Origin of the sequence: Elioraea rosea, from assembly GCF_007644105.1 — a bacterium.
Classification (GTDB): Bacteria; Pseudomonadota; Alphaproteobacteria; order Acetobacterales; family Acetobacteraceae; genus Elioraea_A; species Elioraea_A rosea.
This window is the reverse complement of sequence record NZ_VFAC01000006.1, coordinates 65,491-86,898: the sequence shown is the minus strand read 5'-3', so window position 1 is coordinate 86,898 and position 21,408 is coordinate 65,491. Positions and strand designations below refer to the sequence as shown.

Annotated in this window: 21 protein-coding genes; 12 read left to right on the top strand and 9 right to left on the bottom strand. The window is 70.7% G+C overall.

Translation table 11 applies throughout. The annotated features are described in order from the left end of the window. Window positions 1-5: 5 nt before the first annotated feature. From acpS to FIF60_RS06400, 7 genes are all read left to right on the top strand, one after another. Complete coding sequence (gene acpS / locus FIF60_RS06430) at window positions 6-428, top strand: holo-ACP synthase (protein ID WP_144185032.1); 423 nt, start codon at window positions 6-8, stop codon at window positions 426-428. A 116-nt stretch (window positions 429-544) separates the two neighbouring features. Further along, window positions 545-1,279 (top strand): signal peptidase I, encoded by a 735-nt coding sequence (gene lepB / locus FIF60_RS06425; protein ID WP_144185030.1) that lies wholly within the window; start codon window positions 545-547, stop codon window positions 1,277-1,279. Further along, on the top strand, window positions 1,276-2,001 hold the full coding sequence (gene rnc / locus FIF60_RS06420; protein WP_144185028.1) for a ribonuclease III: 726 nt from the start codon (window positions 1,276-1,278) through the stop codon (window positions 1,999-2,001). The genes lepB and rnc overlap by 4 nt, the downstream gene beginning before the upstream one ends. Beyond that, window positions 1,998-2,906 (top strand): GTPase Era, encoded by a 909-nt coding sequence (gene era, locus FIF60_RS06415; protein ID WP_144185026.1) that lies wholly within the window; start codon window positions 1,998-2,000, stop codon window positions 2,904-2,906. Before rnc ends, era begins: the two co-directional genes overlap by 4 nt. 7 nt (window positions 2,907-2,913) lie before the next feature. After that, window positions 2,914-3,630, top strand: a complete 717-nt coding sequence (recO, locus tag FIF60_RS06410) for a DNA repair protein RecO (RefSeq protein ID WP_144185024.1) — start codon at window positions 2,914-2,916, stop codon at window positions 3,628-3,630. 35 nt (window positions 3,631-3,665) lie between these two features. Continuing rightward, complete coding sequence (gene parC, locus FIF60_RS06405) at window positions 3,666-5,903, top strand: DNA topoisomerase IV subunit A (RefSeq protein WP_144185022.1); 2,238 nt, start codon at window positions 3,666-3,668, stop codon at window positions 5,901-5,903. Window positions 5,904-5,993: 90 nt separating this feature from the next. Further along, window positions 5,994-6,788 (top strand): VOC family protein, encoded by a 795-nt coding sequence (locus tag FIF60_RS06400; RefSeq protein ID WP_144185020.1) that lies wholly within the window; start codon window positions 5,994-5,996, stop codon window positions 6,786-6,788. A gap of 3 nt (window positions 6,789-6,791) precedes the next feature. On the opposite strand, the gene FIF60_RS06395 is transcribed toward FIF60_RS06400, so the two are convergent. Further along, window positions 6,792-7,742 carry a Bug family tripartite tricarboxylate transporter substrate binding protein gene (locus FIF60_RS06395; protein WP_158639092.1) on the bottom strand — a complete coding sequence of 317 codons (951 nt, stop codon included), beginning with the start codon at window positions 7,740-7,742 and terminating at the stop codon, window positions 6,792-6,794. Window positions 7,743-7,868: 126 nt separating this feature from the next. On the opposite strand from FIF60_RS06395, the gene FIF60_RS06390 reads away from it, so the two are divergent. After that, the gene (locus tag FIF60_RS06390; RefSeq protein ID WP_144185017.1) at window positions 7,869-8,981 is read left to right on the top strand and encodes an enolase C-terminal domain-like protein; all 1,113 of its coding nucleotides are present in this window, start codon (window positions 7,869-7,871) and stop codon (window positions 8,979-8,981) included. Between the two features lie 3 nt (window positions 8,982-8,984). Here the strand turns inward: FIF60_RS06390 and FIF60_RS06385 are convergent, their stop codons facing one another. Continuing rightward, window positions 8,985-9,770 carry an arginyltransferase gene (locus FIF60_RS06385; protein WP_144185015.1) on the bottom strand — a complete coding sequence of 262 codons (786 nt, stop codon included), beginning with the start codon at window positions 9,768-9,770 and terminating at the stop codon, window positions 8,985-8,987. A gap of 61 nt (window positions 9,771-9,831) precedes the next feature. Further along, window positions 9,832-12,192: a penicillin acylase family protein gene (locus FIF60_RS06380; protein WP_144185013.1), complete on the bottom strand. Its 2,361-nt coding sequence runs from the start codon at window positions 12,190-12,192 to the stop codon at window positions 9,832-9,834. Between the two features lie 140 nt (window positions 12,193-12,332). On the opposite strand from FIF60_RS06380, the gene FIF60_RS06375 reads away from it, so the two are divergent. The 4 genes from FIF60_RS06375 to FIF60_RS06360 all read left to right on the top strand — a co-directional run bounded on the left by FIF60_RS06375 (window position 12,333) and on the right by FIF60_RS06360 (window position 16,041). Then, window positions 12,333-12,563, top strand: a complete 231-nt coding sequence (locus FIF60_RS06375; protein ID WP_144185012.1) for a hypothetical protein — start codon at window positions 12,333-12,335, stop codon at window positions 12,561-12,563. A 45-nt stretch (window positions 12,564-12,608) separates the two neighbouring features. After that, window positions 12,609-13,037 carry a DUF1489 family protein gene (locus FIF60_RS06370; protein ID WP_144185008.1) on the top strand — a complete coding sequence of 143 codons (429 nt, stop codon included), beginning with the start codon at window positions 12,609-12,611 and terminating at the stop codon, window positions 13,035-13,037. Window positions 13,038-13,068: 31 nt separating this feature from the next. After that, complete coding sequence (locus tag FIF60_RS06365) at window positions 13,069-15,426, top strand: hybrid sensor histidine kinase/response regulator (RefSeq protein ID WP_158639091.1); 2,358 nt, start codon at window positions 13,069-13,071, stop codon at window positions 15,424-15,426. A gap of 66 nt (window positions 15,427-15,492) precedes the next feature. Then, window positions 15,493-16,041: a cysteine dioxygenase family protein gene (locus FIF60_RS06360; RefSeq protein WP_144185004.1), complete on the top strand. Its 549-nt coding sequence runs from the start codon at window positions 15,493-15,495 to the stop codon at window positions 16,039-16,041. A 4-nt stretch (window positions 16,042-16,045) separates the two neighbouring features. On the opposite strand, the gene FIF60_RS06355 is transcribed toward FIF60_RS06360, so the two are convergent. From FIF60_RS06355 to FIF60_RS06330, 6 genes are all read right to left on the bottom strand, one after another. Continuing rightward, the gene (locus tag FIF60_RS06355; protein ID WP_144185002.1) at window positions 16,046-16,516 is read right to left on the bottom strand and encodes a YidB family protein; all 471 of its coding nucleotides are present in this window, start codon (window positions 16,514-16,516) and stop codon (window positions 16,046-16,048) included. Window positions 16,517-16,604: 88 nt separating this feature from the next. Next, window positions 16,605-16,844, bottom strand: coding sequence for a hypothetical protein (locus FIF60_RS06350; RefSeq protein WP_144185000.1), 240 nt, complete (start codon window positions 16,842-16,844; stop codon window positions 16,605-16,607). 96 nt (window positions 16,845-16,940) lie between these two features. Continuing rightward, complete coding sequence (locus FIF60_RS06345; protein WP_239451522.1) at window positions 16,941-18,257, bottom strand: TRAP transporter large permease; 1,317 nt, start codon at window positions 18,255-18,257, stop codon at window positions 16,941-16,943. Continuing rightward, window positions 18,254-18,748 carry a TRAP transporter small permease gene (locus tag FIF60_RS06340; protein WP_144184998.1) on the bottom strand — a complete coding sequence of 165 codons (495 nt, stop codon included), beginning with the start codon at window positions 18,746-18,748 and terminating at the stop codon, window positions 18,254-18,256. Before FIF60_RS06340 ends, FIF60_RS06345 begins: the two co-directional genes overlap by 4 nt. Further along, window positions 18,735-19,766, bottom strand: coding sequence for a TRAP transporter substrate-binding protein (locus tag FIF60_RS06335; protein WP_144184996.1), 1,032 nt, complete (start codon window positions 19,764-19,766; stop codon window positions 18,735-18,737). The genes FIF60_RS06340 and FIF60_RS06335 overlap by 14 nt, the downstream gene beginning before the upstream one ends. A gap of 50 nt (window positions 19,767-19,816) precedes the next feature. Then, window positions 19,817-21,253, bottom strand: a complete 1,437-nt coding sequence (locus tag FIF60_RS06330; RefSeq protein WP_144184994.1) for an FAD-dependent oxidoreductase — start codon at window positions 21,251-21,253, stop codon at window positions 19,817-19,819. Window positions 21,254-21,408: the final 155 nt, after the last annotated feature.

Genomic DNA, 21,408 nt, shown 5'->3' with positions numbered 1-21,408 from the left:
TCGCGATGATCATCGGCCTCGGCTCCGACATCTGCGACATCCGGCGCATCGAGGAGACGCTCGCGCGCTTCGGCGAGCGCTTCACCTTGCGCATCTTCACCGCGCGCGAGCGGGCGAGGGCGGAGCGCAGGCCAGGTGCCGCCGCCACCTACGCCAAGCGCTTCGCCGCCAAGGAGGCCTGCGCCAAGGCCCTCGGCACGGGGCTTCGCCGCGGCGTGTTCTGGCGCGACATGGAGGTGGTGAACCTCCCCTCCGGCCAGCCGACGCTCTCGCTCACCGGCGGGGCTGCCGCGCGCCTCGCGATGCTCACGCCCGAGGGCATGGCGAGCGCGATCAGCCTGACGATGACCGACGAGTATCCCTACGCCCAGGCGGTGGTGGTGATCAGCCTCTCCGCCGCGCCGGCGCTGCCGATGCGCGTCGCGTGAGCGCCGCCGTTGCTTGACAAGCGCCCGGGCGGCGGGCAAAGCCGCCCCCACGGTTACCCTTCGAGATGCCCGGCCTGATGCCGGCATCCCATTCACCATCCGAACGCGGATCATCCATGGCCAAGCGCAAGGGCGGCGGCTGGCTCGAGACGGTCAAGACGATCGTCTATGCCGGCCTGATCGCGATAGGCATTCGCACCATCGCCTTCGAGCCGTTCAACATTCCCTCCTCCTCGATGGTGCCGACGCTGCTGGTGGGCGACTACCTGTTCGTCTCGAAGTTCAGCTACGGCTACTCGCGCTACTCGATGCCGTTCTCGCCGCCGCTGTGGCAGGGGCGCATCCTGTTCTCCATGCCCGAGCGCGGTGACGTCGCGGTGTTCCGCTGGCCGCGCGACAACGCGACCGACTACATCAAGCGCATCGTCGGCTTGCCGGGTGACCGCATCCAGGTCATCGGCGGCGTGCTCTATCTCAACGGCGAGGCGGTGAGGCGCGAGGCTGCGGGCCTCTGCGAGGATGACGGCACGGGCGTGCGCATCCGCTCGCGCCGCTACATCGAGACGCTTCCCGCAGCCGCGGGCGGCCGCAGCCACGCGATCTGCGAGTTCTCAGACACCGAGCGCTTCGACAACACCGAGGAGTTCCGCGTGCCGGCCGGCCACGTCTTCGCGATGGGCGACAACCGCGACAACTCCTCCGACAGCCGCGACTTCTCCGCAGGCGGCGTCGGCTACATCCCGATCGACAACCTGATCGGGCGGGCGGAGATCATCTTCTTCAGCCACGAGGGAACCGCCTTCAACCCGTTGAACTGGCGCCTTGGCCGGTTCTTCCAGATGGTGCGGTGAGGCGCCGCCGCGGCAGCGGAGCGCCTTCGTCCTCCCCCGCGGAAGCGGATCTCGCCGCCGCGGAGGCGATCCTCGGCCATGCCTTCAACGATCGCGCGCTTCTTGCCCAGGCGCTGTCGCACAGCGGCCTCAGCCAGGGGCGGGACCAGGGGCTCGCCTCGAATGAGCGCCTCGAGTTCGTGGGCGACCGCGTGCTCGGCCTCGTCGTCGCCGAATGGCTGATCGAGCGTTTTCCTGCCGAACGCGAGGGTGCGCTCGGCCGAAGGCTCGCCCATCTCGTCGCCGAACCCTCGCTCGCCTCCGTTGCCGGGCGGCTCGGCCTCGGCGCGCTGCTCGCCGTCGCACCGGGCGATGACAGGGCAGGTGTGCGCGACCGCCCCGCCGTCCTCGCCGATGCGGTGGAGGCGATGATCGGTGCGCTCTATCTCGATGCGGGGCTCGAGGCCGCGCGCGGCTTCATCCGCCGCGCCCTTGCACCCGAGATGGTGGTCGATGCGCCGCGCGATCCGAAATCGGCGCTGCAGGAATGGACGCTCGGGCGCGGGCTCGGGCTTCCCGAGTATCGTGTCGTCGCCACCTCCGGTCCCTCGCACGCGCCGACGTTCCGGGTGCGCGCCTCGTGCCGCGACACATGGGCGGAAGCGGAGGCGGGGGTGAAGCAGGCGGCGGAGAAGGCGGCGGCCGCCTCGCTCCTGGCGCTGCTCGAGAAGGGGGACGGATGAGCGGGGTCACACGCTGCGGCTTCGCCGCGATCATCGGCGCGCCGAACGCGGGCAAGTCGACGCTGCTGAACCGGCTCGCGGGGCAGAAGCTCGCCATCGTCTCGCCCAAGCCGCAGACGACGCGCTTCCGCGTCCTCGGCATCGTGCCGCGCGAGGGCGCCTGGGGGCGGGCGCAGGTGCTGCTCGTCGATACGCCGGGCATCTTCAGCCCGCGCAGGATGCTCGACCGCGCGATGGTCCGCGCCGCCTGGACAGGCGCGACCGATGCCGACATCACCCTCTTCCTCGTCGATGCCGAGCGGGGGCTCGCAGACGACGTACGCACCATCGCCGCGAGGCTGCGCGAGGCGGCAAGGCCCGTGTGGCTCGTGCTCAACAAGGTCGATCTTGTCTCGCCGCCGAAGCTCCTGCCTCTGACGGCGAAGCTCAACGAGCTCACTCCCTTCGGCGAGACCTTCATGATCTCGGCGGAGAAGGGCGACGGCGTCGAGACGCTTCTCGACCGCCTCGCAGCCGCGATGCCGGAAGGCCCGTTCCTCTACCCAGAGGACGAGCTGACCGACCAGACGGACAGGCTTCTCGCCGCCGAGATCGTGCGCGAGCAGATCTTCCGCCAGACGCATGAGGAAGTGCCCTACGGCACCACGGTCGAGACCGAGGTTTGGGAGGAGAAGCCGGACGGTTCGGTCGTCGTGCGGCTTGCCATCTGCGTCGCGCGCGAAGGGCAGAAGGCGATCATCATCGGCAAGGGCGGGGCACGTCTGAAGGCGATCGGCGCTGCCGCACGCACGGAGCTCGCGAAGGAGCTCGAGCGGCCGGTGCATCTCTTCCTCACCGTCCTGCACAGGCCGGGCTGGGACGAGGAGAAGGATCGACTTCGCGACCTCGGGCTCGAGCCCGACTGAGCGCGGCATGGAGGGTTGGGAGGACGAGGCGATCGTGCTCGCCGTGCGGGCGCATGGCGAGGGGCACGCGCTCGCCTCCGTGCTCTCCCGCGAACACGGGCATTGGCGCGGCCATGTGCGCGGCGGCCAGGGCAAGGCGGGGCGCGGCGTGTGGCAGCCAGGCAATCGCCTCGCAATGCGCTGGTCGGCCCGGCTCGCTGACCAGCTCGGGCATTTCACGGGTGAGCTCGAGGATGCCGCAGCCGCCCGCGCGCTCGACGATGCCGGCGCGCTCGCGCTTCTCTCCTCTGCCTGCGCCGTGGCGGAAGGCGCGCTGCATGAGCACGAGGCGCACCCGCTCGCCTATGGCGGGCTCGCGGCGTTGATGGACCGCATCGGCGAGGGGGACGCGCTGGCGCCCGACTATGTGCGCTGGGAGGTGGCGCTGCTCGCCGAGCTCGGCTATGGGCTTGACCTCTCGGTCTGCGCGGTGACGGGCCAGCCGGACGATCTTGCCTTCGTCTCGCCGCGCACCGGCCGTGCCGTCTCGCGCGGCGCCGCAGGCCCTTGGCTGGACCGGCTTCTGCCGCTCCCGCCCTTCCTTCTCGGCAACGCCGCGATCGCGCCCGGGGACGTCGCTGCCGGCCTGCGGCTGACGGCGCATTTCCTTGGCCGGGACGTGTTCGGCCTGCGCAACCTCCCCCTGCCTCCGGCGCGGTTGAGATTGGCCGACCGCTTCAGCTAACTGTCCGGCCCGAACCCCAGGAGAGCGACTCCACCATGCCGATCGACCTGACGGGTGGCGACATCCTCGACACGCCTCTCGCCGACGCGCTGTCGGAGCGCTACCTCGCCTACGCGCTCTCGACCATCATGGCACGCTCGCTTCCCGACGTGCGCGACGGGCTCAAGCCCGTGCACCGCCGGCTTCTCTGGGCGATGCACCAGCTCCGGCTCGACCCGGCCTCGGGCTTCAAGAAGTGCGCCCGCGTGGTCGGCGACGTGATCGGCAAGTTCCACCCACATGGCGACGCGGCGGTGTACGAGGCTCTGGTGCGGCTCGCGCAGGATTTCGCGCAGCGCTACCCGCTCGTCGAGGGCCAGGGCAATTTCGGCAACATCGATGGCGATAACCCCGCGGCCATGCGGTACACCGAGGCGCGGCTGACGGAGGTGGCGCAGGCGCTGCTCGCCGGCATCGAGGAGGACGCGGTCGATTTCCGCGCCACCTATGACGGCGAGGAGAAGGAGCCGGTCGTCCTTCCCGCCGCCTTCCCGAACCTGCTCGCCAACGGCGCGCAGGGCATCGCGGTGGGCATGGCCACCTCGATCCCGCCGCACAATGCCGGCGAGCTCTGCGCCGCCGCGCTGCACCTGATTGACAACCCCGATGCGTCGGTCGCGCAGCTCATGCGCTTCGTGAAGGGCCCTGACTTCCCCACCGGCGGCGTGCTGATCGAGCCGCGGGAGGCGATCCGCTCGGCCTACGAGACGGGGCGCGGATCGTTCCGGCTTCGTGCGCAGTGGCAGGTGGAGGAGGGCAAGTTCGGCACCTGGCGTATCATCGTCACCGAGATCCCCTGGCAGGTGCAGAAGGCGCGCCTCGTCGAGCAGATCGCGCAGGCGATGGAGGAGAAGAAGCTGCCGCTTCTGGCCGACCTGCGCGACGAGAGCACCGATGAGGTGCGCCTCGTTCTCGAGCCGCGCGCCAAGACGGTCGACCCCGAGGTGCTGATGGAGAGCCTGTTCCGCGCCACCGCGCTCGAGAGCCGCGTATCGCTGAACATGAACGTGCTCGACGCGACGCGCACGCCGCGGGTGATGTCGCTGAAGGAGTGTCTTCGCGCCTGGCTCGACCATCGCCATGTCGTGCTCGAGCGCGTCTCGCGCCATCGCCTCGCCGCGGCCGAGCGGCGGATCGAGGTGCTTGAGGGCTATCTCGCCGTCTATCTCAACCTCGACGAGGTGATCCGCATTATCCGCACCGAGGACGAGCCGAAGCCGGTGCTGATGAAGCGCTTCACGATCAGCGAGATCCAGGCCGACGCGATCCTGAACATGCGGCTCCGCTCCCTGCGCAAGCTCGAGGAGATGGAGATCAGGAAAGAGCACAAGTCGCTTTCGGGCGAGCGCAAGCGGCTGCGCGCGCTGCTCGCCTCGGAGAAGGAGCGCTGGGCGGCGATCGCGGCCGAGATCGAGGAGACCCGGAAGAAGTTCGGCGGCGGAACGCTGGGCACGCGCCGCACCCGCTTCGCCGAGGCGCCGGCGGCGGCAGCGGAGGCGGTGGAGGAGGCGCTGACGGTGCGCGAGCCCGTCACCGTCGTCTACTCCGAGAAGGGCTGGATCCGCGCCATGAAGGGGCATCTGGCCGATGTCTCCGGCCTCAAGTTCAAGGATGGCGACCATCTCTTCGCCGCCATCCATGCCGAGACGACCGACAGGCTCCTCGCCTTCGGAACGAACGGCCGGGCCTACACGATCGCTGTCGACAAGCTGCCGGGTGGCCGCGGCGACGGCACGCCGATCCGCCTCCTGATCGACCTGCCGAACGATGCTGCGCTTCTGGACCTCCAGGTTCAGGGGACCGAGGGCCGCTTCCTCGTGGCGGGCGCGCAGGGGAAGGGGTTCGTGGTCGAGGCGTCGGAGCTCGTCGCCGGAACGAAATCCGGCAAGCAGGTGATCACGCTCGACCCCGGCGAGGAGGCGGTCGTCTGCGCCCCGATCCCCGAGGGGGCCGACCATGTCGCGACCATCGGCGAGAACCGGAAGGTGCTGATCTTCCCGCTCGAGGAGCTGCCGGTGCTGGCCAGGGGCAAGGGCGTTGCGCTGCAGAAGTTCAAGGATGGCGGGCTCGCCGACGCCAAGCCCTTCTCCATGGCGGAGGGGCTTGCCGTGCGCCTCGGCGAGAACCGGGTGAGCGTGCGGGCGAAGGCCGAGCTCGCCGAATGGATGGGCCACCGCGCCGCCGCAGGGCGGCTCCCCTGGAAGGGGTTTCCAAGCTCCGGCCGCTTCGGGTAGCGGACCTCCTGGGCCGATAAGCGGCATCCGCGGCGGCGATTTCCCTTTCGCTGCCCGGCAGGCGCATGGTGCTCCGAGAAGGAGAACGCCATGACCACCGAAACGCTTGGCCAGAGGGACACCCGGACGGACACGCTCATCGCCGGGCTCACGCTCCGGGTTGGCGATGCCGAACGGGTCGCGCGCTTCTACCGCGAGGTGATCGGGCTCGACGACATTGCGCGCGACGGGACGGAGACGGCGCTGGGCGTGGGCGGACGACGCCTGCTCACCCTGATCGCCGACCCTGCTGCGCCGCCCGCACCGCGCGGTTCGGCCGGGCTGTTCCACACCGCCTTCCTTCTCCCCTCGCGCCGCGATCTGGGTCTGTGGCTTCGCGCGATCGCGGAGAAGGGGGTAGCGCTCGAAGGTGCGTCGGACCATCTCGTATCGGAAGCGATCTATCTCTCCGACCCCGAGGGCAACGGCATCGAGGTCTATGCCGATCGCGCGCCGGAGACCTGGCAGCGCCAGGGCGGCCAGGTGGTGATGGCAACGGAACCGCTCGACCTTCGCGCTCTTGCCGAAGCCTCTCCGGGGCCCGTTCCAGCGACCGCGCCCGCGGGCACGGTGATCGGCCACGTGCATCTCCGCGTCGGTAACGTCGCGGAGGCGGAACGGTTCTGGACGGGCGTTGCCGGCCTCGAGGTCAGCGCCCACTATGCCGACGCCGCGGTGTTCCTCGCGCGAAACGGCTATCACCACCACCTGGCGGCGAATGCCTGGGGAAGCCGCGGCGCAGGCCGCCGCCCCGAGGGCGTGCGCGGCCTCGTCGAGGTGGCGTTCGACGCGGCGCTCGAGGGCCCCGTGACCGACCCGTGGGGCAACCGGGTGGTCGAACGGTAGGCGCTACTCGACCTTGATGTTGGCCTCGCGCACCACGCGCGCCCAGCGGTCCAGCTCCGCCTCGAAGAAGGCAGCGAACTCCTGGCGGGACGAGCCGACGGGCTGGACGCCGAGCTCCTTCCAGCGCGAAGCCGCCTCGGGGTCGCGGGTCGCCGCGGCGATGTCGCGGGCAAGCCGCGCGAGCACCGGCTCGGGCGTTCCTGCCCGCGCCATGATGCCGTGCCAGGAGGTGACGACCAGGCCGGGCTGGACCGTCTCCGACAGCGTCGGCACGTCCGGCAGCTCTGGAAGCCTTTCCGCCGTCGTCACGGCCAGTGCGCGCGTGCGGTTGGCGGAGAGGAGCGGCAGCGCCGTCTGCGGGTTGTCGAACAGGTAGGAGACGCGGCCGGCAACGAGGTCCTGGTTCGCCGGCGCAGCCCCGCGATAATGCGCGACCGGAACGGTGATGCCCACCGCACGGTTGAACAGCTCCGCGATCAGGTGGCTCGAGGTGCCGACGCCGCCCGTCCCGTAGGTGAGATTGCCCGATTTCGCGAGCGTCACGAGCTCGCCGAGCGTCTTCGCCGGCGACGCGGCGGGCACGGTGAGGATCACCGGCACATGCGTGACCTGGCTCACGGCAACGAGGTCGCGCCGCGTGTCGTAGGGAAGGCGCTCGAACAGCGCCGGGTTGGCGGCGTTGGAGAAGCTCGCCATCAGCAGCATGTAGCCGTCCGGTGCTGCGGAGGCGACGGCCTGGGTGCCGATGTTGCCGCCAGCTCCCGGCCGGTTCTCGATCACGACGGGCTGGCCGAGGCGTGGGGCGAGATACTGGCCGAGCAGCCGCGCGGCGATGTCGGTCGGCCCGCCAGGTGCGGCCGGCACGACGATGCGGACGGGCTGTTCGGGCCATTCCGCCTGCGCAGCGTGGGCGAACCCGAGGCCGAGCGCGAGCGCGATGACGATGCGGCGCATTGCTTCCTCCCTCTTCGTGTCGTTGCAGCGACGTTCCCGCCGCATGGATGGTGCGTCAACCCCGCGGGTTGACCGGTGCCGCCATGCGCCCCGAGCATGCGCGCCACGAAACGGGAGGAACGACGGATGCGCATCACCGACATCACGGTCACCATGGTCGCATGGGAGAACATTCCGGCAGTGCGCTACGGCACCGCCAATCCGGCGACCGTGGGGCGGAGCGACATCGGCGTCGTCGCGATCGAGACCGATGCCTGCATCACCGGCCATTCCTTCCTCGGCGCCTCGTTCCGGCCCGCGCATCTCGACGCCACGATGCTTGTCGAGAGCCTGAAGCCCCGGCTGATGGGGCAGGACCCGCTCGCGCGCGAGGCGCTGTGGCAGGCGATGAACAAGGCGCGCCGCGGCGTCACCTACCGCGTCATCGGCGCGCTCGACACCGCGCTGTGGGACCTTGGCGGCAAGGTGGCGGGCCTGCCGATCCACCAGATGATCGGCTCGTTCCGTAGGCGTATCCCGGCCTATGCGAGCTCCGGCTCGCTCGGGGACGAGGCGGCCTATCTCGCGCAGCTCGAGGAGGTGCGCGCGCGCGGCTTCCGCGCCTACAAGCTCCACCCGCCCGCAGACGTCGAGGCGACGATCTCGCTCTGCCGTGCCGTGCGCCGCGCCGCGCCGGAGATGACGTTGATGATCGACACGATGATGATGCACAGGCTGCCCGAGGCGATGCGGCTCGGCCGCGTCCTCGAGGAGCTCGGCTTCGAATGGTACGAGGACCCGCTCGGCGAGGACGACATCGAGAACTATGTCACGCTGCGCCGGAAGCTCGACATCCCGATCCTCGCCACCGAGTACAGCTCGGGCGGGTTCGAGGCGTTCACGCAATGGCTGGTGCGGGGCGCGACTGACTATCTGCGCGGCGACATCGCGGTGAAGGGCGGGCTCACGCCGCTCCACAAGGCGGCGCATCTGGCGGAGGCCTTCGCCACCACCTTCGAGGTGCACCATGGCGGCAATTCCTGGAACAACGTCGCGCAGCTCCAGCTCATGATGGCGCTGCCGAACGCGCGGTACTTCGAGGTGCTCCTGCCTGACGGGGCGCAGAAATTCGGCCTCGTGCACGACATCGAGATCGAGCCCGACGGCACCGTCACGATCGACGCGTTCGAGCGCCCAGGCGTTGGCGCGGAGATCGACTGGGATCTCGTAAAGGCGAAAACGATCGGGGTGCTGAGGTAGCGCTCAGCCGGCGGTGATCGGCTGGGCAAGGCCCGTGGAGACGGGGACGGGGCCGGTCGCGGCTTCGGCCCCGGTCAGCACCCGCCACTGCCCGCCCCAGAGGATCTCGACGGGGCGGAACGCGGCCTTGTAGGCCATCTTGCGGCTCTCCGGCACCCAGTAGCCGAGATAGACATGCGGCAGGCCAAGCGCGAGAGCGCGGCGCACGAGCCACAGCACCATGAAGGTGCCGAGCGAGCGGCGCGCGTGCTTCGGGTCGAAGAACGAGTAGACGGCAGAGAGGCCGTCCGACAGGCGGTCGGTCAGGCAGGCGGCGACCAGCGCGTCGTCGGGGTCGCGGAACTCGATCACCGATGTCTCGATCGGCGTGTCCTCGACCATCGCGCGGAAGTCGTAGAACCCCATCGCCGCCATGTCGCCTTCGGCGTGGCGCGCGGCCTGGTAGCGCTGGAAGAGCGCGAACTGCTCCGTGGTCGCGCGCGGCGGCACCTCGAAGCCTTCCACCGCGACATTGGCGGCCGCGATGCGCCGCTGCGTGCGGTTCGGAGAGAAGGCGCGGACGTTGAGGCGGATGGGGATGCAGGCCTGGCAGCCGGGGCAGACGGGGGCGTAGGCGATGTTGTGGCTTCTGCGGAAGCCCGCGCGGCTCAAGCGGTCATGCAGCGCCTCTGCGTCCGCCCCGGAAAGCTCCGTGACGAGCTTCCGCTCCAGCCTGCCCTCGAGATACGGGCATGGCAGGGGCGCGGTCGTGTAGAAGAATTGCGGGCGTCGGAAGGGCTTCTGCAGCATCTGGGCGGGAGTGAACCGGAAGCGGGGCCATGCGGTCAATCACGCTGCGCGGGGCCTGCCGTCACCCGCGGGGCCGAAGCGTGATCGTGCCGATCCGCCCCTGCGGCTCGGCCGGGATCGTGATCGTGCCGCCCGCGCCCCAGGCCTCCGCGAGGTCGCGGTAATGCGGGCTCAGAGGGTGGCCCGACTGGCCGGTCGCGATGATGAACCGGGAGTTCTCCGGAACGGCGAGGTCGTAGGAGCCGCGATAGCCCGCGCCATGGATGTTCTCGTAGGGCGTCGGGCCGGCGAGCCGCATGCCAGCGCGCTTGACGGTATGCGTGTCGCCGCCCGTCGGCAGTGTGGTGCCGAACCAGGGGCCGATCACCGGCACGAATCGCATCAGCGGGTGCTGGAACCGCACGCCATGAACCTCGCCCCAGCGCCACGCGGCCATGTCGGCCCCGTGAGCGTCCCGAAGTTCGGTGACGGCGTCGGATAGCGCGTCGGCAAGAAGCGGCAGGCAGCCGCCTGCGCCGCACCAGTGCTGGCCGCGCGTGAGCACGAAGGTGAGGAACTCCGCAGAACTCTCGCGGAACGCTTCCTGCTCGGGGCCGACGGCGGCATTGGCGATGCGCCGGCCGGTGTGCTTCACCCAGGCCGTGTAGATCAGCGGCTCGGGGCGGTCGGCCGCCATCAGCCCGTTCCAGGCCTTCACAAGCGCATGCGCCTCGGCATCGCCCGGCGCGGGGTTGGGGCGCGCGGCTGTCATGAGCGGCAGGAGGTCGCGCGCGGCGAGGCTTTCGACGTCCATCTGGATGGCGGCCATGCTCAGCACGTCGTGCCTCGGCAGGGCCTCGAGCCGCTCGAGGATGCGCCGGTGGCGATAGTCGCCCCACCAGTCGCGCGTCAGGAACACCGGGAAATCGTCCGGCACGACGCGGTTGTTGGCGTTGACGATCCGTTCCGAGGCGGGGTCGATGAAGCGCGGCAGGGCCTCGCGCGGGGCAAAGCCTGTCCAGTCATGCGAGCCGTCCCAGCCGGGGGCGGGGAAGGAGCCGTCGCCGGCGCGGCGGATCGGCAGGCGGGCGGGAAGCAGCATGCCCATCCGGCCCACCCGGTCTGCGATCACGATGTTCTGCTGCGGCGCGCCGATGCCTGAGACGGCCGCCTCGGCCTCCTCGAAGCTGCGCGCCCGGTTCAGCCTGTGCAGCGCGCCGGCCGCGCCGTCGCCCGGTTGCAGCGCGGTCATCGCCACCGCCAGCACATGTCCATTCGGCATGCCAGGCGTCGGGTCGAGGTCGGACAGCACGGGGCCGTGCCGCGTGGTGCGCACGCGCATCGTCACGGGCTCGCCGAAGCGCACGCCGATCACCTCCTCGCGGTATGCGAAGGGGCGGGGGCCGTCGGGCGCGAGGTAGCTGTCGGGGCCGGCAAGGCGTTCGACGAACACGTCCTGCGTGTCGGAATGCGTCGTCGTCATCCCCCATGCGATGTCCGCGTTTCGCCCGAGCACCAGGAAGGGAACGCCCGGCGCGAATGCGCCGACGAGGGTCAGGCCCGGCGCCTCGACGCGGGCGAGATGCCACTGGATCGGCTGGGCATAGGCCAGATGCGGGTCGTTCGAGAGAAGCGGCAGGCCAGTCGAGGAGCGGGATCCCGTCACCGCCCAGATGTTCGAGGCGGTGGGCGGCACAGGCGCGTCCTCGCCGAACACCGGCAGGGCGGCAAGCACGCGCTCGAGATGCCCCCCAAACCCGTCAAGCGAGGCGACCGGGCTGCCGTTGCTCTCGTCGCGCGGCCAGAGCTCGTCGATCCGCTCGCGCGGCAGGTGCGAGGAGAGGCGAAGACGGGCGAGCTCGGTGCGCGCGTTGCCCGAGAGGAACAGCGCCATCACCTTGCCCCAGAGCAGGCTGTCGGTCTCCCGCCAGGGCTCCGGCGTGATGCCGAGCGCGATGAACTCCGGGGCGGACCAGCGGCCCTTCTCGGCGATCCACGCATTCACCCCGCGCGCATAGGCGGCGAGCGCCTGCCGCGTCTCCTCGGACTGCGCGGCAAGATCCGCCTCCGCCGCCTGGGCGAGGCCGAGGAGCCGTACGTAGCGGTCGAGCCGGAGACCCTGCGCGCCGATCAGCTCGGCGAGCCGGCCCGCGGCGCCGCGGCGCATCAACTCCATCTGGAACATCCGGTCGCGTGCATGCAGCCAGCCGATCGCCGCCCAGGCATCGCGCTCCGACCCCGCGCGGACATAGGGGATGCCATGGCGGTCGAGCGTGATGCTCACCGGCCCGTCGAGCCCGGGGATGGCGGACTCGTCGTCTGCCGAGGGCAGCGTGACGCGCATCACGCCCCAGCCTGCGCCGAGCGCGATAACAGGCAGCGCAATGAGGACGGCAACGAGAACGATGACGATCCGGCGGATGACACGGGCAATGCTTCGCATGGCGCTTCACATGCCACAGCGCGCGCGCCGCGTCTGCCGCGGCTGGTCACGTCCGGGTGAGTCGGGGGCGATCGGCACGATCCTTCCCCCTCGCTGCCACACACCTGACACATCGGGCCCCGAGCGTGCCGGAAATGACGGTGGAGGAACGTATGCGGCTGTGGACGGCAATGCTCGGTGCCTGGCTCGCCGCCGGCACCGGGACGGCGACCGGCGATGCCGCCGGGTCCCCCCCGGGAGCGCGCCAGGCTGGAAGCCTCGCCCCCAGGCCCGTTGCGGAACGCGTGGTCGAGGTGGCAGCCCTCTCGCGGGCGGACCGACGCGAGCAGGAGCAGGCGCGCCAGGAGAACGGCGAGCCCGAAGCGGGCTGATCCACTCCGGCTTGCGAATCCGCCCCGAGGCGCCATGCTCCGGGGATGCTTCACCTGATCAAGCTCGCCGTCGGCTGCGCCACGGCCGAGGACCTCGCCGAGCGGCAGAAGGCCCGCATCAAGGCCGACCCGCCGCTCAGGCACCAGACGCGCAACCTCCCCAGGCGGGCGGAGGAGATCGTCGGCCGCGGCTCGCTCTACTGGGTGATCGGCGGCTTCATCCAGGTGCGCCAGCGCATCGTCGCGATCGAGCCGGATGTGTGGGACGACGGCTCGGCCTGCTGCGGCCTGCATCTCGACCAGAAGCTCGTGCCGGTGCAGCTTCGACCCGTGAAGCCGTTCCAGGGCTGGCGCTATCTCGAGGGGCCGGACGCGCCGCCCGACCTCTCGCGCGGGGCGCAGGCCTCCGCCCGGTCGGTCGCGGCGATGCCGGCGAGGCTGCGCCGTGAACTCGCAGAGCTCGGCCTTCTGTAAGGCTGCCCTGCTGCGACAGGACATGTGGGGGATGACGGCTGCGGCCTTGCCGTCGCGCCGAACGAGCCCGACACTGGCGCTCGTGAAACCGAACGCAACGCTGCTCGACCCGGAGGATGGTCTCGTCGCGCTCGCCGCGGCGGGGGCGGCCGACATCGCCCAGCTGTCGCGCCTGCTCGACCAGCTCGGCCTCGCCTTCTGCCTCTATGACGGGGCCGACAGGGTGACGGCCTGGAACGATACCTATCTCGCCTTCTTCCCCGAGCAGGACGGCACCGTCACCGTCGGCATGCCCTATGCCGATACGCTTCGGCGCTTCTTCCGCACCAACCTGCCCGAGAGCGAGCTCGTGCGCCTCGACGAGCATGTCGAGGCGGCCGTCGCCCGGCACCTGACGCAGGAGCAGCCTTTCGTCTTCCAGATGCGTTCCGGACGCTGGGTGAAGGTGGCCTCGCTTCCGCTCGCCGGGCACGGGCGCATCCGAATCTGGCGCGACGTCACGCCCGAGCAGACGGGCCAGGCGCAGGGCAGGGCGGGGCGGGAGACGGCGCGCGCGCTCGCCGCGCTCGACACCGCCTATGCGGTGTTCGACCGGGCCGGAACCTTCGTGACGGCGAACAAGCGCTATCTCGACCTCTTCCCAGCGCTTGGCAAGCGCATGTCCGCGCCCGCGCGGCTGGCAGACCATCTTCGCACCATCGCCGCGGAGGTCGTCGTGCCGGCTGCCGCGGCGCGCCTCGAGGGGCTTGCCGAGCGCCCACTTCCAGAGGCGCTTCCGGTTCGCCTTCCCCTGCTTCTGGAGCGGCGCGACGGCGGCTGGCTCCGCTTCGAGGAGCGGCTCGGCGAGGAGGGCGGCGTTGTCGCCCTCTGGACGGATGCGACCCGCGAGGCGGAGGCCGACGCCCGCATCCGCTCGCTCGAACGCCACCTGCACGACGCCGTCGAGGCGATGCCCCAGGCGCTGGTCATGTTCGACGGCAATGGCTGGCGCGTGCTCTCCAATGGCAGGCTCGCCGCGATCGCCCCCGCGCTTGCCGAGGCGCTCGAGACTGAGCCGACGCTCTCGCGCCTCACCGCCTGGCGCGAGTCGGCGGCACGGGCGGGGCGCGAGGCGGGACGCCAGCAGGAGCCGGACGAGCTTGCCCTCGCCGATGGCCGCACGCTCCGCTTCGAGACGGCCACGACCTCGGCCTCCGAGACGCTCGTCCTGATCGACGACGTGACGCGCGAGCGCGAGGCTGAGCACGAGCTCGGCCGCCAGCGCGAGATCGCGCATCAGAACGAGAAGCTCGCCGCGCTCGGCTCGCTTCTCGCGGGCGTCGCGCATGAGCTGAACAACCCGCTCTCCGTCGTCGTCGCGCGCGCGGCACTGCTCGAGGAAGCGCTCGGCCAGTCGCCGCAGGGCGATGCTGTGCGCACGCTGAAGGGCGCGGCCGAGCGCTGCGCAGGCATCGTCCGCACCTTCCTCGCCGTCGCCCGCGCCAAGCCGCAGGAGAAGGACGTCGTCTCCGTGCCGGCCGTGATCGATGCGGTGTTCGACATGGTGGCCTACGGCTTTCGCACGGCGGACATCGCGCTCGAGCGCGGCGAGATCGCGCCCGATGCGGCGGTGGAGGTCGAGCCGGAGCGGCTGCACCAGGTGCTGCTGAACCTTCTCGTGAACGCCCAGCACGCGCTGCGCGACGCGCCGCGGCCGCGCCAGGCACGCGCCTCCGCCCGCGTCGCTGACGGCCGCGTCGAGATCATGGTGGATGACAACGGGCCAGGCGTTCCGGCCTCGATCCGCCGCCGCATCTTCGAGCCCTACTTCACCACCAAGCCCGTCGGCGTCGGCACGGGCATTGGCCTCTCCGTCTGCCACGGCATCATCGCCGCGCATGGCGGGACGATCACGATCGACGATGCGCCGGGCGGCGGCGCCCGCTTCACCATCACCCTGCCGCATGCACGCCGCGGCGAGGCCCGGGCGGAGGGGAAGGACCGCGTCGAGGCGCCGTCCGGGCGGCTCAAGGTTCTGGTGGTCGACGACGAGCCCGACATCACTGACGTGCTGGCCGAGGTGCTCGCCCGCGACGGCCACGACGTCGCGACCGCTGCGGAAGGCGAGGCGGCACTTGTCGCGCTCGCCGGCAGGACGTGCGACGTCCTGATCACGGACCTGCGCATGCCCGGTCTCGATGGGGCGGGGCTGCTGCGCCGCCTCGCCGAGGTGCCTGCCGCCGAGCGCCCCGCCGTGATCGTGCTGACGGGCGATGCCCTGTCGCTCCGCCGCGACGCGGCGCTGATCGAGCCGCCTCCGAGCATCGTCGAGAAGCCGTTCGACCCGGTCCGGCTTGCCGCCGAGGTGCGACGCCTCGGCGTCGCGCGCCGCCGCGCCATGGGTGGCTGAGCGGGGCGGAATCGCCAAGCTGGCGCCGTCGGAGTAGACTCCGGCCGCTTGCGGAGGGAGGACACCATGTTCGATCTCGACCGGTTCATCGCCGAGTGCCAGGACGCCGTCCGGCAGGACGACGGCCAGCGCCACGTGCGGGAGATCGTCTCGCGCGCCTGTTCCGACCACGCCGCGTTGATGCGCGCGCTCGGCGAGCCGACGCGCGCGGGCCTCAACACGCTGTACCGCTCGGACACGCTCACCGTGCTCAACCTCGTCTGGGGGCCGCACATGACGCTCTCGCCGCACAATCACGGCATGTGGGCGGTGATCGGCCTCTACACGGGGCGGGAGGACAACATCTTCTGGCGCCGCATCGAGGACGAGACCGGCTCGCACGTCGAGGCGGCGGGAGCGAAGTCGCTCTCGGCCGGCGAGGCCGCGCCCCTCGGCAAGGACATCATCCACTCCGTGCTGAACCCGATCCCACGCCTGACCGGGGCGCTGCACGTCTATGGCGGGGATTTCTTCCGCCCCGGAAGAAGCGAGTGGGACGCCGAGACGCTGCGCGAGGGCCCCTACGACGCCGACAGGACCCGCGCCCTGTTCGAGGCGGCGAACGCCGGGCGCTAGGCGCTCAGCGCCGCCCGCCGAGCAGGCCGCCGAGGACCTGCGCGAGCATCTGGTTCATGTCGCCGCCCCGCTGCTGCGGCAACTGCCCCTGCGGACTCAGGCCGTCGATGACCTGGGGAAGCATGCGCGCGAGGCCGGACATCAGGTCGTCCTTCGGCAGGCCGGCTTCCGCCGCCATCGCGCCGAGCCGCTCCTCGCCGAACACGGCCCGCATCGCCTGCGGCTCGATCGACTTGTTCGGCCCGGTGCCGAGCCAGCTCTCTGCCTGGCTGCCGTAGCCCGCGTTGCGGAACTGCGACAGGATCTCCTCGATCCCGCCCGAGCCGAAGGCCTGCGCGGCCTGGCCCTGCTGGGGGGTGAGGAGGGCTGCGATCACGCCGGCGAGCGGGTTCGCCTGCGCGCCCCCGTGTCCCGCCTGGGCCTGGCCGCCGAGCATGCCTTGAAGGACGCTGCCAAGGATGTTTCCAAGCGGCATGATGTCTCTCCCCCGTTTGATTGCGCGAGCCTAACGGCCAGGGCGCGGCCCGCGCAATCACGTCTCCGGGGGGGAGGGGGGGGAGGAGTCAGGGGCCCCCGGCAAGCACGCGCCCGGCTGGCGCGTCGATCACGCAATCGGGCGAGGCGCTCTCCGCGCAGGCGGACGGGTCAGGGCCGATCGCGTAGGCCGCGTCGTGCAGGGCAGGGATGTCGATCGCCGGGCCTGCCATGTCGGCCGGCATCTCATGGGTCGCGGCAAGCACGAACACGCCCGCGCCGAGCACGAGCAGCGGGATGGCACGAAGCTGGGCAACTGTGAGCGTCATCGTCGTCTCTCCGCCTTGCGGGGCAGGCCAGTCCTGCACCGCGCGGGAACGATCCCACAGCGGAACATCCTCCTGTATGCCGCGCGTCACACGGGGTCAGGACAGTCCCGGAAGCCAGAGCGACAGGGCGGGGAAGGCGACCAGCAGGGCGAGGCGGACGACATCGGACGCGCAGAACCCGAGCACGCCGCGCCAGGTTTCCGTGATCGGAACGTCCTTCGCCATGGCGTTGATGACGAACAGGTTCAACCCGAAGGGCGGCGAGATCATGCCGACTTCGACGGCGACGAGAACGAGGATGCCGAACCAGACGAGAAGCTGCGTCTGCGACAGGCCGAAATCGAGCGCGAGCATCACCGGCAGGAACACGGGAAGCGTCAGCAGTACCATCGCGAGGCTTTCCATCGCGCAGCCGAGCACGAGGTAGATCGTGAGGATGATGGCGAGCACCGCAAGCGGCGCGAGGCCGAGGGAGACGACCCACCCAGAGAGCGAGGCGGGCAGGCGCGACAGCGCGAGGGCGGCGGAGAACAGTTCCGCCCCGAGCAGGATGAGGAACATCAGCGCCGTCGTCTCCGCGGTCGCGAGCAGGCTCTCGCCGATGCCGCGAAGCCGCATGCCGCCGACCGTCGCGGCCAGGAGCCCCACTGCTGCCGCACCCACCGCCGCGCCCTCGGTGGGCGAGAACCAGCCGGCATAGATGCCGATGACGACGAGAAGGAACACGCAGGCTGCCGGCCAGATCTCGCGGCTCATCGCGACGCGTTCGGCCCAGGGAAGGCGCGGCGCGGCGGGCGCGGAGCCGGGCGCGAGGCGCGCATGCAGGTTGACCACCAGCATGTAGCCGACCGTCGCGAGCAGACCCGGGATCGCCGCTGCGACGAAGAGGTTGCCGATCGATTGCTCGGTGTAGATCGCGTAGATGACGAGGATGACCGAAGGCGGAATGAGGATGCCGAGCGTGCCGCCAGCGGCGAGCGTGCCCGTGGCGAGCGCGGGTGAGTAGCCGGCCTTGCGCATCTCCGGCCCCGCCACCTGGCTCATCGTAGCAGCCGTCGCGAGGGAGGAGCCGCAGATCGCGCCGAAGGCCGCGCAGCCGCCGATCGTTGCGACCGCGAGACCGCCGCGCCAGTGGCCGAACCAGGCGCGCGCGGCGCGGAACAGCGCGGCGTTCATGCCGCCCTTCGTCGCGAACTCGCCCATCAGCAGGAACAACGGGATGACGGAGAGCGTGTACGAGGAGAAGCGGCTGAAGGTCAGCGTCTTCAGCGTGTTGAGAAGTGGCCACCAGCCGGTGATGGCGGCATAGCCCGCGCCGCCCGCGAGCAGCATCGCCACGCCGACGGGAACGCGGGCGAGCAGGAGAACGGCAACTCCCGCGAACATCGCGACGCCGATATCGTGCGGGTTCACGGGCTCGGGCGCCTGAAGCCCGCCAGAGCGCCCTCGATCGCCGCCGCGGCCCAGAGAAGCATGCCGAGCGCGGCCGCCCCGTAGCCCCACCAGAACGGGATCTGCAGGAACATCGTCTCGCGCGCGCGGTCATGCGCATCGAGCCCGCCCTGGACCAGCCGCCAGGCGAGCACCGAGACGACGAGCGCGACGAGGAGGCCCGCCGCCGCATCGAGCGCGGTGCGCACGGCACGGGGCGCGCGCGCGGTGAACACATCGAGCCGCACATGCGCACCGCGCACCTGGCACCAGGGCATGAACCAGGCTATCGCGACGCCGACCAGCATCTCGACGATCTCGGTATCGCCGAGGATCGGCCGGCCGAAGGAGGCGCGCAGGACGGAGGCGACCGTCACCGCCATGGCGGCGACGAGCAGCAGCCCGCCAGCGATGGCGAGGCCGCGCGCCGCCGCAGCAAGCAGCCCGGTGCGCGGCGCCTCAGCGCCGCCCATGCTTCGCGGTGATGGCCATCAGGTCGTCGTACATCTGCTGGCCGGGCCGGCTGAGGCGGTTCATTTCGCGGATCCAGCTCTGGTGCACAGGCTGCGCGGCGGCGATCCAGCGCGCACGCTCGGCATCGTCGATCGTGATGATCTCGTTGCCAGGCGCGTCGCGGTTGGCGGCGATCGCACTGGGTGTCTGGCTGTCCCAGATCTCGCCCATCTTCCGCGCGTAGTCGATGCCGCTGTTGCGGTCGATCACCGCCTTGAGGTCTGCCGGAAGCCGGTCATAGGAGCGGCCGTTCATCAGGGTGAGCAGCATGCCCTGGAACACCGCGCTGTCGGTGTGGAACTTCGCCACCTCGTGGAAACGGTAGGGCGCGGTGATGGCCCAGTTAATCATCATCCCGTCGACCTGCCCGCGGGCGAGCGCCTCGTACACGCCGGGAAGCGGGATGCCGACGGGCGTGGCGCCGAAGGCCGTCATCGCCTCGCCGATGAACCGGCCGGCGACGCGGATGCGCAAGCCCCTGAAATCCTCGAGCGTGCGCACCGGCTTGCGCGTCGTGTGCAGCACGGACCGGTCTGTCGAATGGATGGAGATGATCTTGATGCCGCGATACTCGGTGGCGGCGAGGTGCTTCTCGGCGAACTCCATCGCCGCCGGGCTCATCGTTGCCGAGGTGCCCGTGTTGACGAAGGGAAGCTCGAGCCCTTCCGTTCCGGGGAACCGCCCTGGCGTAAAGCCCGGCACCGTCCAGATGATGTCGACGACGCCGTCCTCGAGTTGCTGGACGAGGTCGCGCGCCTGGCCGCCGAGTTGCAGCGCCGGATAGAGCTCGACCCTGATGCGCCCGCCGCTGTCGCGGCCGACCGCCTCGGCCCAGCGGTCGAGATGCATCGTATGGTCGAGCGCCGTGGGCGAGGAGAAGGAGTGCAGGCGGAAGGTGAAGCTCTGTGCGCTTGCCTCCGGGCTGGGCAGAAGCGCGGAGGCGGCGAGGGCGGCGGCGATCAGGCTTCGGCGAAGCATCTGTGTCTCCCGTTCGGTCGAGGCATCCGGTCAGGCATGTTCCGTGCCAGTCACGTCTCGCCTGGAAGCGGAAACTCCGGCGTGTCGTAGGCGAGCATGGCCTGGTAGTGCGCCTCGGCATCGGCCGCGAAGAGATCGGCCGCGATCGCCTGCGCGAGGCGCGGGGCGGCGAACTTCATCGCGTTGATCGAGCTTCCCGAGGGACCGAAGCTCACCGTGGCGCCGAAGCTGAAGAGGTGGATGTTGGCAAGCCACGGCGCGGTGCCGGGCATCTTCTCGGTGAGCGCGAAGCCGGCAGTGAGGTAGGGAAAGCGTGCAAGGCGCGGGTTCTCCTCCCCCTCGGCCGGCGTGTGGCGATCGCCCCATGTCGCGATCAGCCCGGCATGGGGCCAGAGCGCCGGATGGGCCGAGATATCCATCTCGAAACCCGTGCCGCAGATGATGAAATCGGCCTCGAGCACGCTCTGCGGCGTATCGATCTCGACATGATCGCCGCGGGCCCGCGCGCCGAGCCAGGGCGAGCCCGTGCGCAGCGTGAAGCCGGCATGGCGCGTGGCGCGTTCCCAGGTCTCGCGGGGGAAGGCCTCGCGGACGGAGAGGAGATGGTTCATCCACCGCCAGCGCTGCGCATCGGGCAGGTGCGGGAAGCCGCGGAAGAAGCCGGCGTGGCTGATCTGCTTGTAGGGCTGGACACGCTGCAGCTCGGGCCGCCTGCAGCAGAGGGTGACCTGCGCGCCGTGCTCGAGCGCGGTCGCGGCGTTGTCGAAGGCCGAGGCGCCGGCGCCCAGCACCGCGACGCGCTTGCCAGAGAGCGCGGCGAAGTCGATCGCCTCGGCAGTGTGGGCGCGGAGGTGGCTGGGAAGGGCGGCGATGAACTCCGGCATCCACCACCGCCCCGGCGTCTCGATCCCTGTCACGAGCACGACCTTGCGGGCAACGACCGTTCGCTGCTGCCCCGCCTCGCGGAGCGTGGCCGCGAGGCCGTCTGCGCCGGGGGCGAGCGAGACGAGCTCCATCCCGTTGCGCACCGGCAGGCCGAGGACGCGGCGGTACCACAGGAGATAGTCGGCCCACATGCCTTTCGGGATCTTGCCGAGCGCCTCGAACGCCGCTTCGCCCCATTGCGCCTCGAACCAGGACTGGAAGGTGAGGGACGGGATGTCGAGATCGGGGCCGGTGACGGTCTTCCATGACCGAAGCGTGACCATCCGCGCGAAGTCCCGCCACGGGCCTTCCTGGCCTTCGGGCTTGCGGTCGATCGCGAGGATGTTGGTGACACGGTCGCGCAGCAGGGCGAACAGCGTCACGAGCCCGCCCTGGCCGGCGCCCACCACGAGCACGTCGAGGATTGGCTCGCCAGACCCAGAGACGCGCCCGGGAACCCAGCGCGGCTCCGGATAGGCGATCAGGGCGAGGTCGCGCGCAACGCGCGCCTCGAGAGCGGCGAGGCCACCGGACAGCGGCGCGTGCGCAGGCAGGACGTCCATCGAGGCTCCTCGCCAGACAGGCTGGTGATGATGGTGGGCGACCCGCGACCCGGCAAGGAACCCTTTCGCTTGCGGGTTGATCGGCCGCCGCGCCACATTGTGGGATCGAAAAGGGGCCAATCGGGAGATCGGGCATTGCGCAGCAACGGGCCTTC

What these genes read in the sequence shown, in the direction of transcription:
- acpS (WP_144185032.1), top strand. Translation starts at nt 6, where the DNA reads ATGATCATCGGCCTCGGCTCCGACATCTGCGACATCCGGCGCATCGAG.
- lepB (WP_144185030.1), top strand. Translation starts at nt 545, where the DNA reads ATGGCCAAGCGCAAGGGCGGCGGCTGGCTCGAGACGGTCAAGACGATC.
- era (WP_144185026.1), top strand. Translation starts at nt 1,998, where the DNA reads ATGAGCGGGGTCACACGCTGCGGCTTCGCCGCGATCATCGGCGCGCCG.
- recO (WP_144185024.1), top strand. Translation starts at nt 2,914, where the DNA reads ATGGAGGGTTGGGAGGACGAGGCGATCGTGCTCGCCGTGCGGGCGCAT.
- parC (WP_144185022.1), top strand. Translation starts at nt 3,666, where the DNA reads ATGCCGATCGACCTGACGGGTGGCGACATCCTCGACACGCCTCTCGCC.
- FIF60_RS06400 (WP_144185020.1), top strand. Translation starts at nt 5,994, where the DNA reads ATGACCACCGAAACGCTTGGCCAGAGGGACACCCGGACGGACACGCTC.
- FIF60_RS06395 (WP_158639092.1), bottom strand. Translation starts at nt 7,742, where the DNA reads ATGCGCCGCATCGTCATCGCGCTCGCGCTCGGCCTCGGGTTCGCCCAC.
- FIF60_RS06390 (WP_144185017.1), top strand. Translation starts at nt 7,869, where the DNA reads ATGCGCATCACCGACATCACGGTCACCATGGTCGCATGGGAGAACATT.
- FIF60_RS06385 (WP_144185015.1), bottom strand. Translation starts at nt 9,770, where the DNA reads ATGCTGCAGAAGCCCTTCCGACGCCCGCAATTCTTCTACACGACCGCG.
- FIF60_RS06380 (WP_144185013.1), bottom strand. Translation starts at nt 12,192, where the DNA reads ATGCGAAGCATTGCCCGTGTCATCCGCCGGATCGTCATCGTTCTCGTT.
- FIF60_RS06370 (WP_144185008.1), top strand. Translation starts at nt 12,609, where the DNA reads ATGCTTCACCTGATCAAGCTCGCCGTCGGCTGCGCCACGGCCGAGGAC.
- FIF60_RS06365 (WP_158639091.1), top strand. Translation starts at nt 13,069, where the DNA reads ATGACGGCTGCGGCCTTGCCGTCGCGCCGAACGAGCCCGACACTGGCG.
- FIF60_RS06360 (WP_144185004.1), top strand. Translation starts at nt 15,493, where the DNA reads ATGTTCGATCTCGACCGGTTCATCGCCGAGTGCCAGGACGCCGTCCGG.
- FIF60_RS06355 (WP_144185002.1), bottom strand. Translation starts at nt 16,516, where the DNA reads ATGCCGCTTGGAAACATCCTTGGCAGCGTCCTTCAAGGCATGCTCGGC.
- FIF60_RS06350 (WP_144185000.1), bottom strand. Translation starts at nt 16,844, where the DNA reads ATGACGCTCACAGTTGCCCAGCTTCGTGCCATCCCGCTGCTCGTGCTC.
- FIF60_RS06340 (WP_144184998.1), bottom strand. Translation starts at nt 18,748, where the DNA reads ATGGGCGGCGCTGAGGCGCCGCGCACCGGGCTGCTTGCTGCGGCGGCG.
- FIF60_RS06335 (WP_144184996.1), bottom strand. Translation starts at nt 19,766, where the DNA reads ATGCTTCGCCGAAGCCTGATCGCCGCCGCCCTCGCCGCCTCCGCGCTT.
- FIF60_RS06330 (WP_144184994.1), bottom strand. Translation starts at nt 21,253, where the DNA reads ATGGACGTCCTGCCTGCGCACGCGCCGCTGTCCGGTGGCCTCGCCGCT.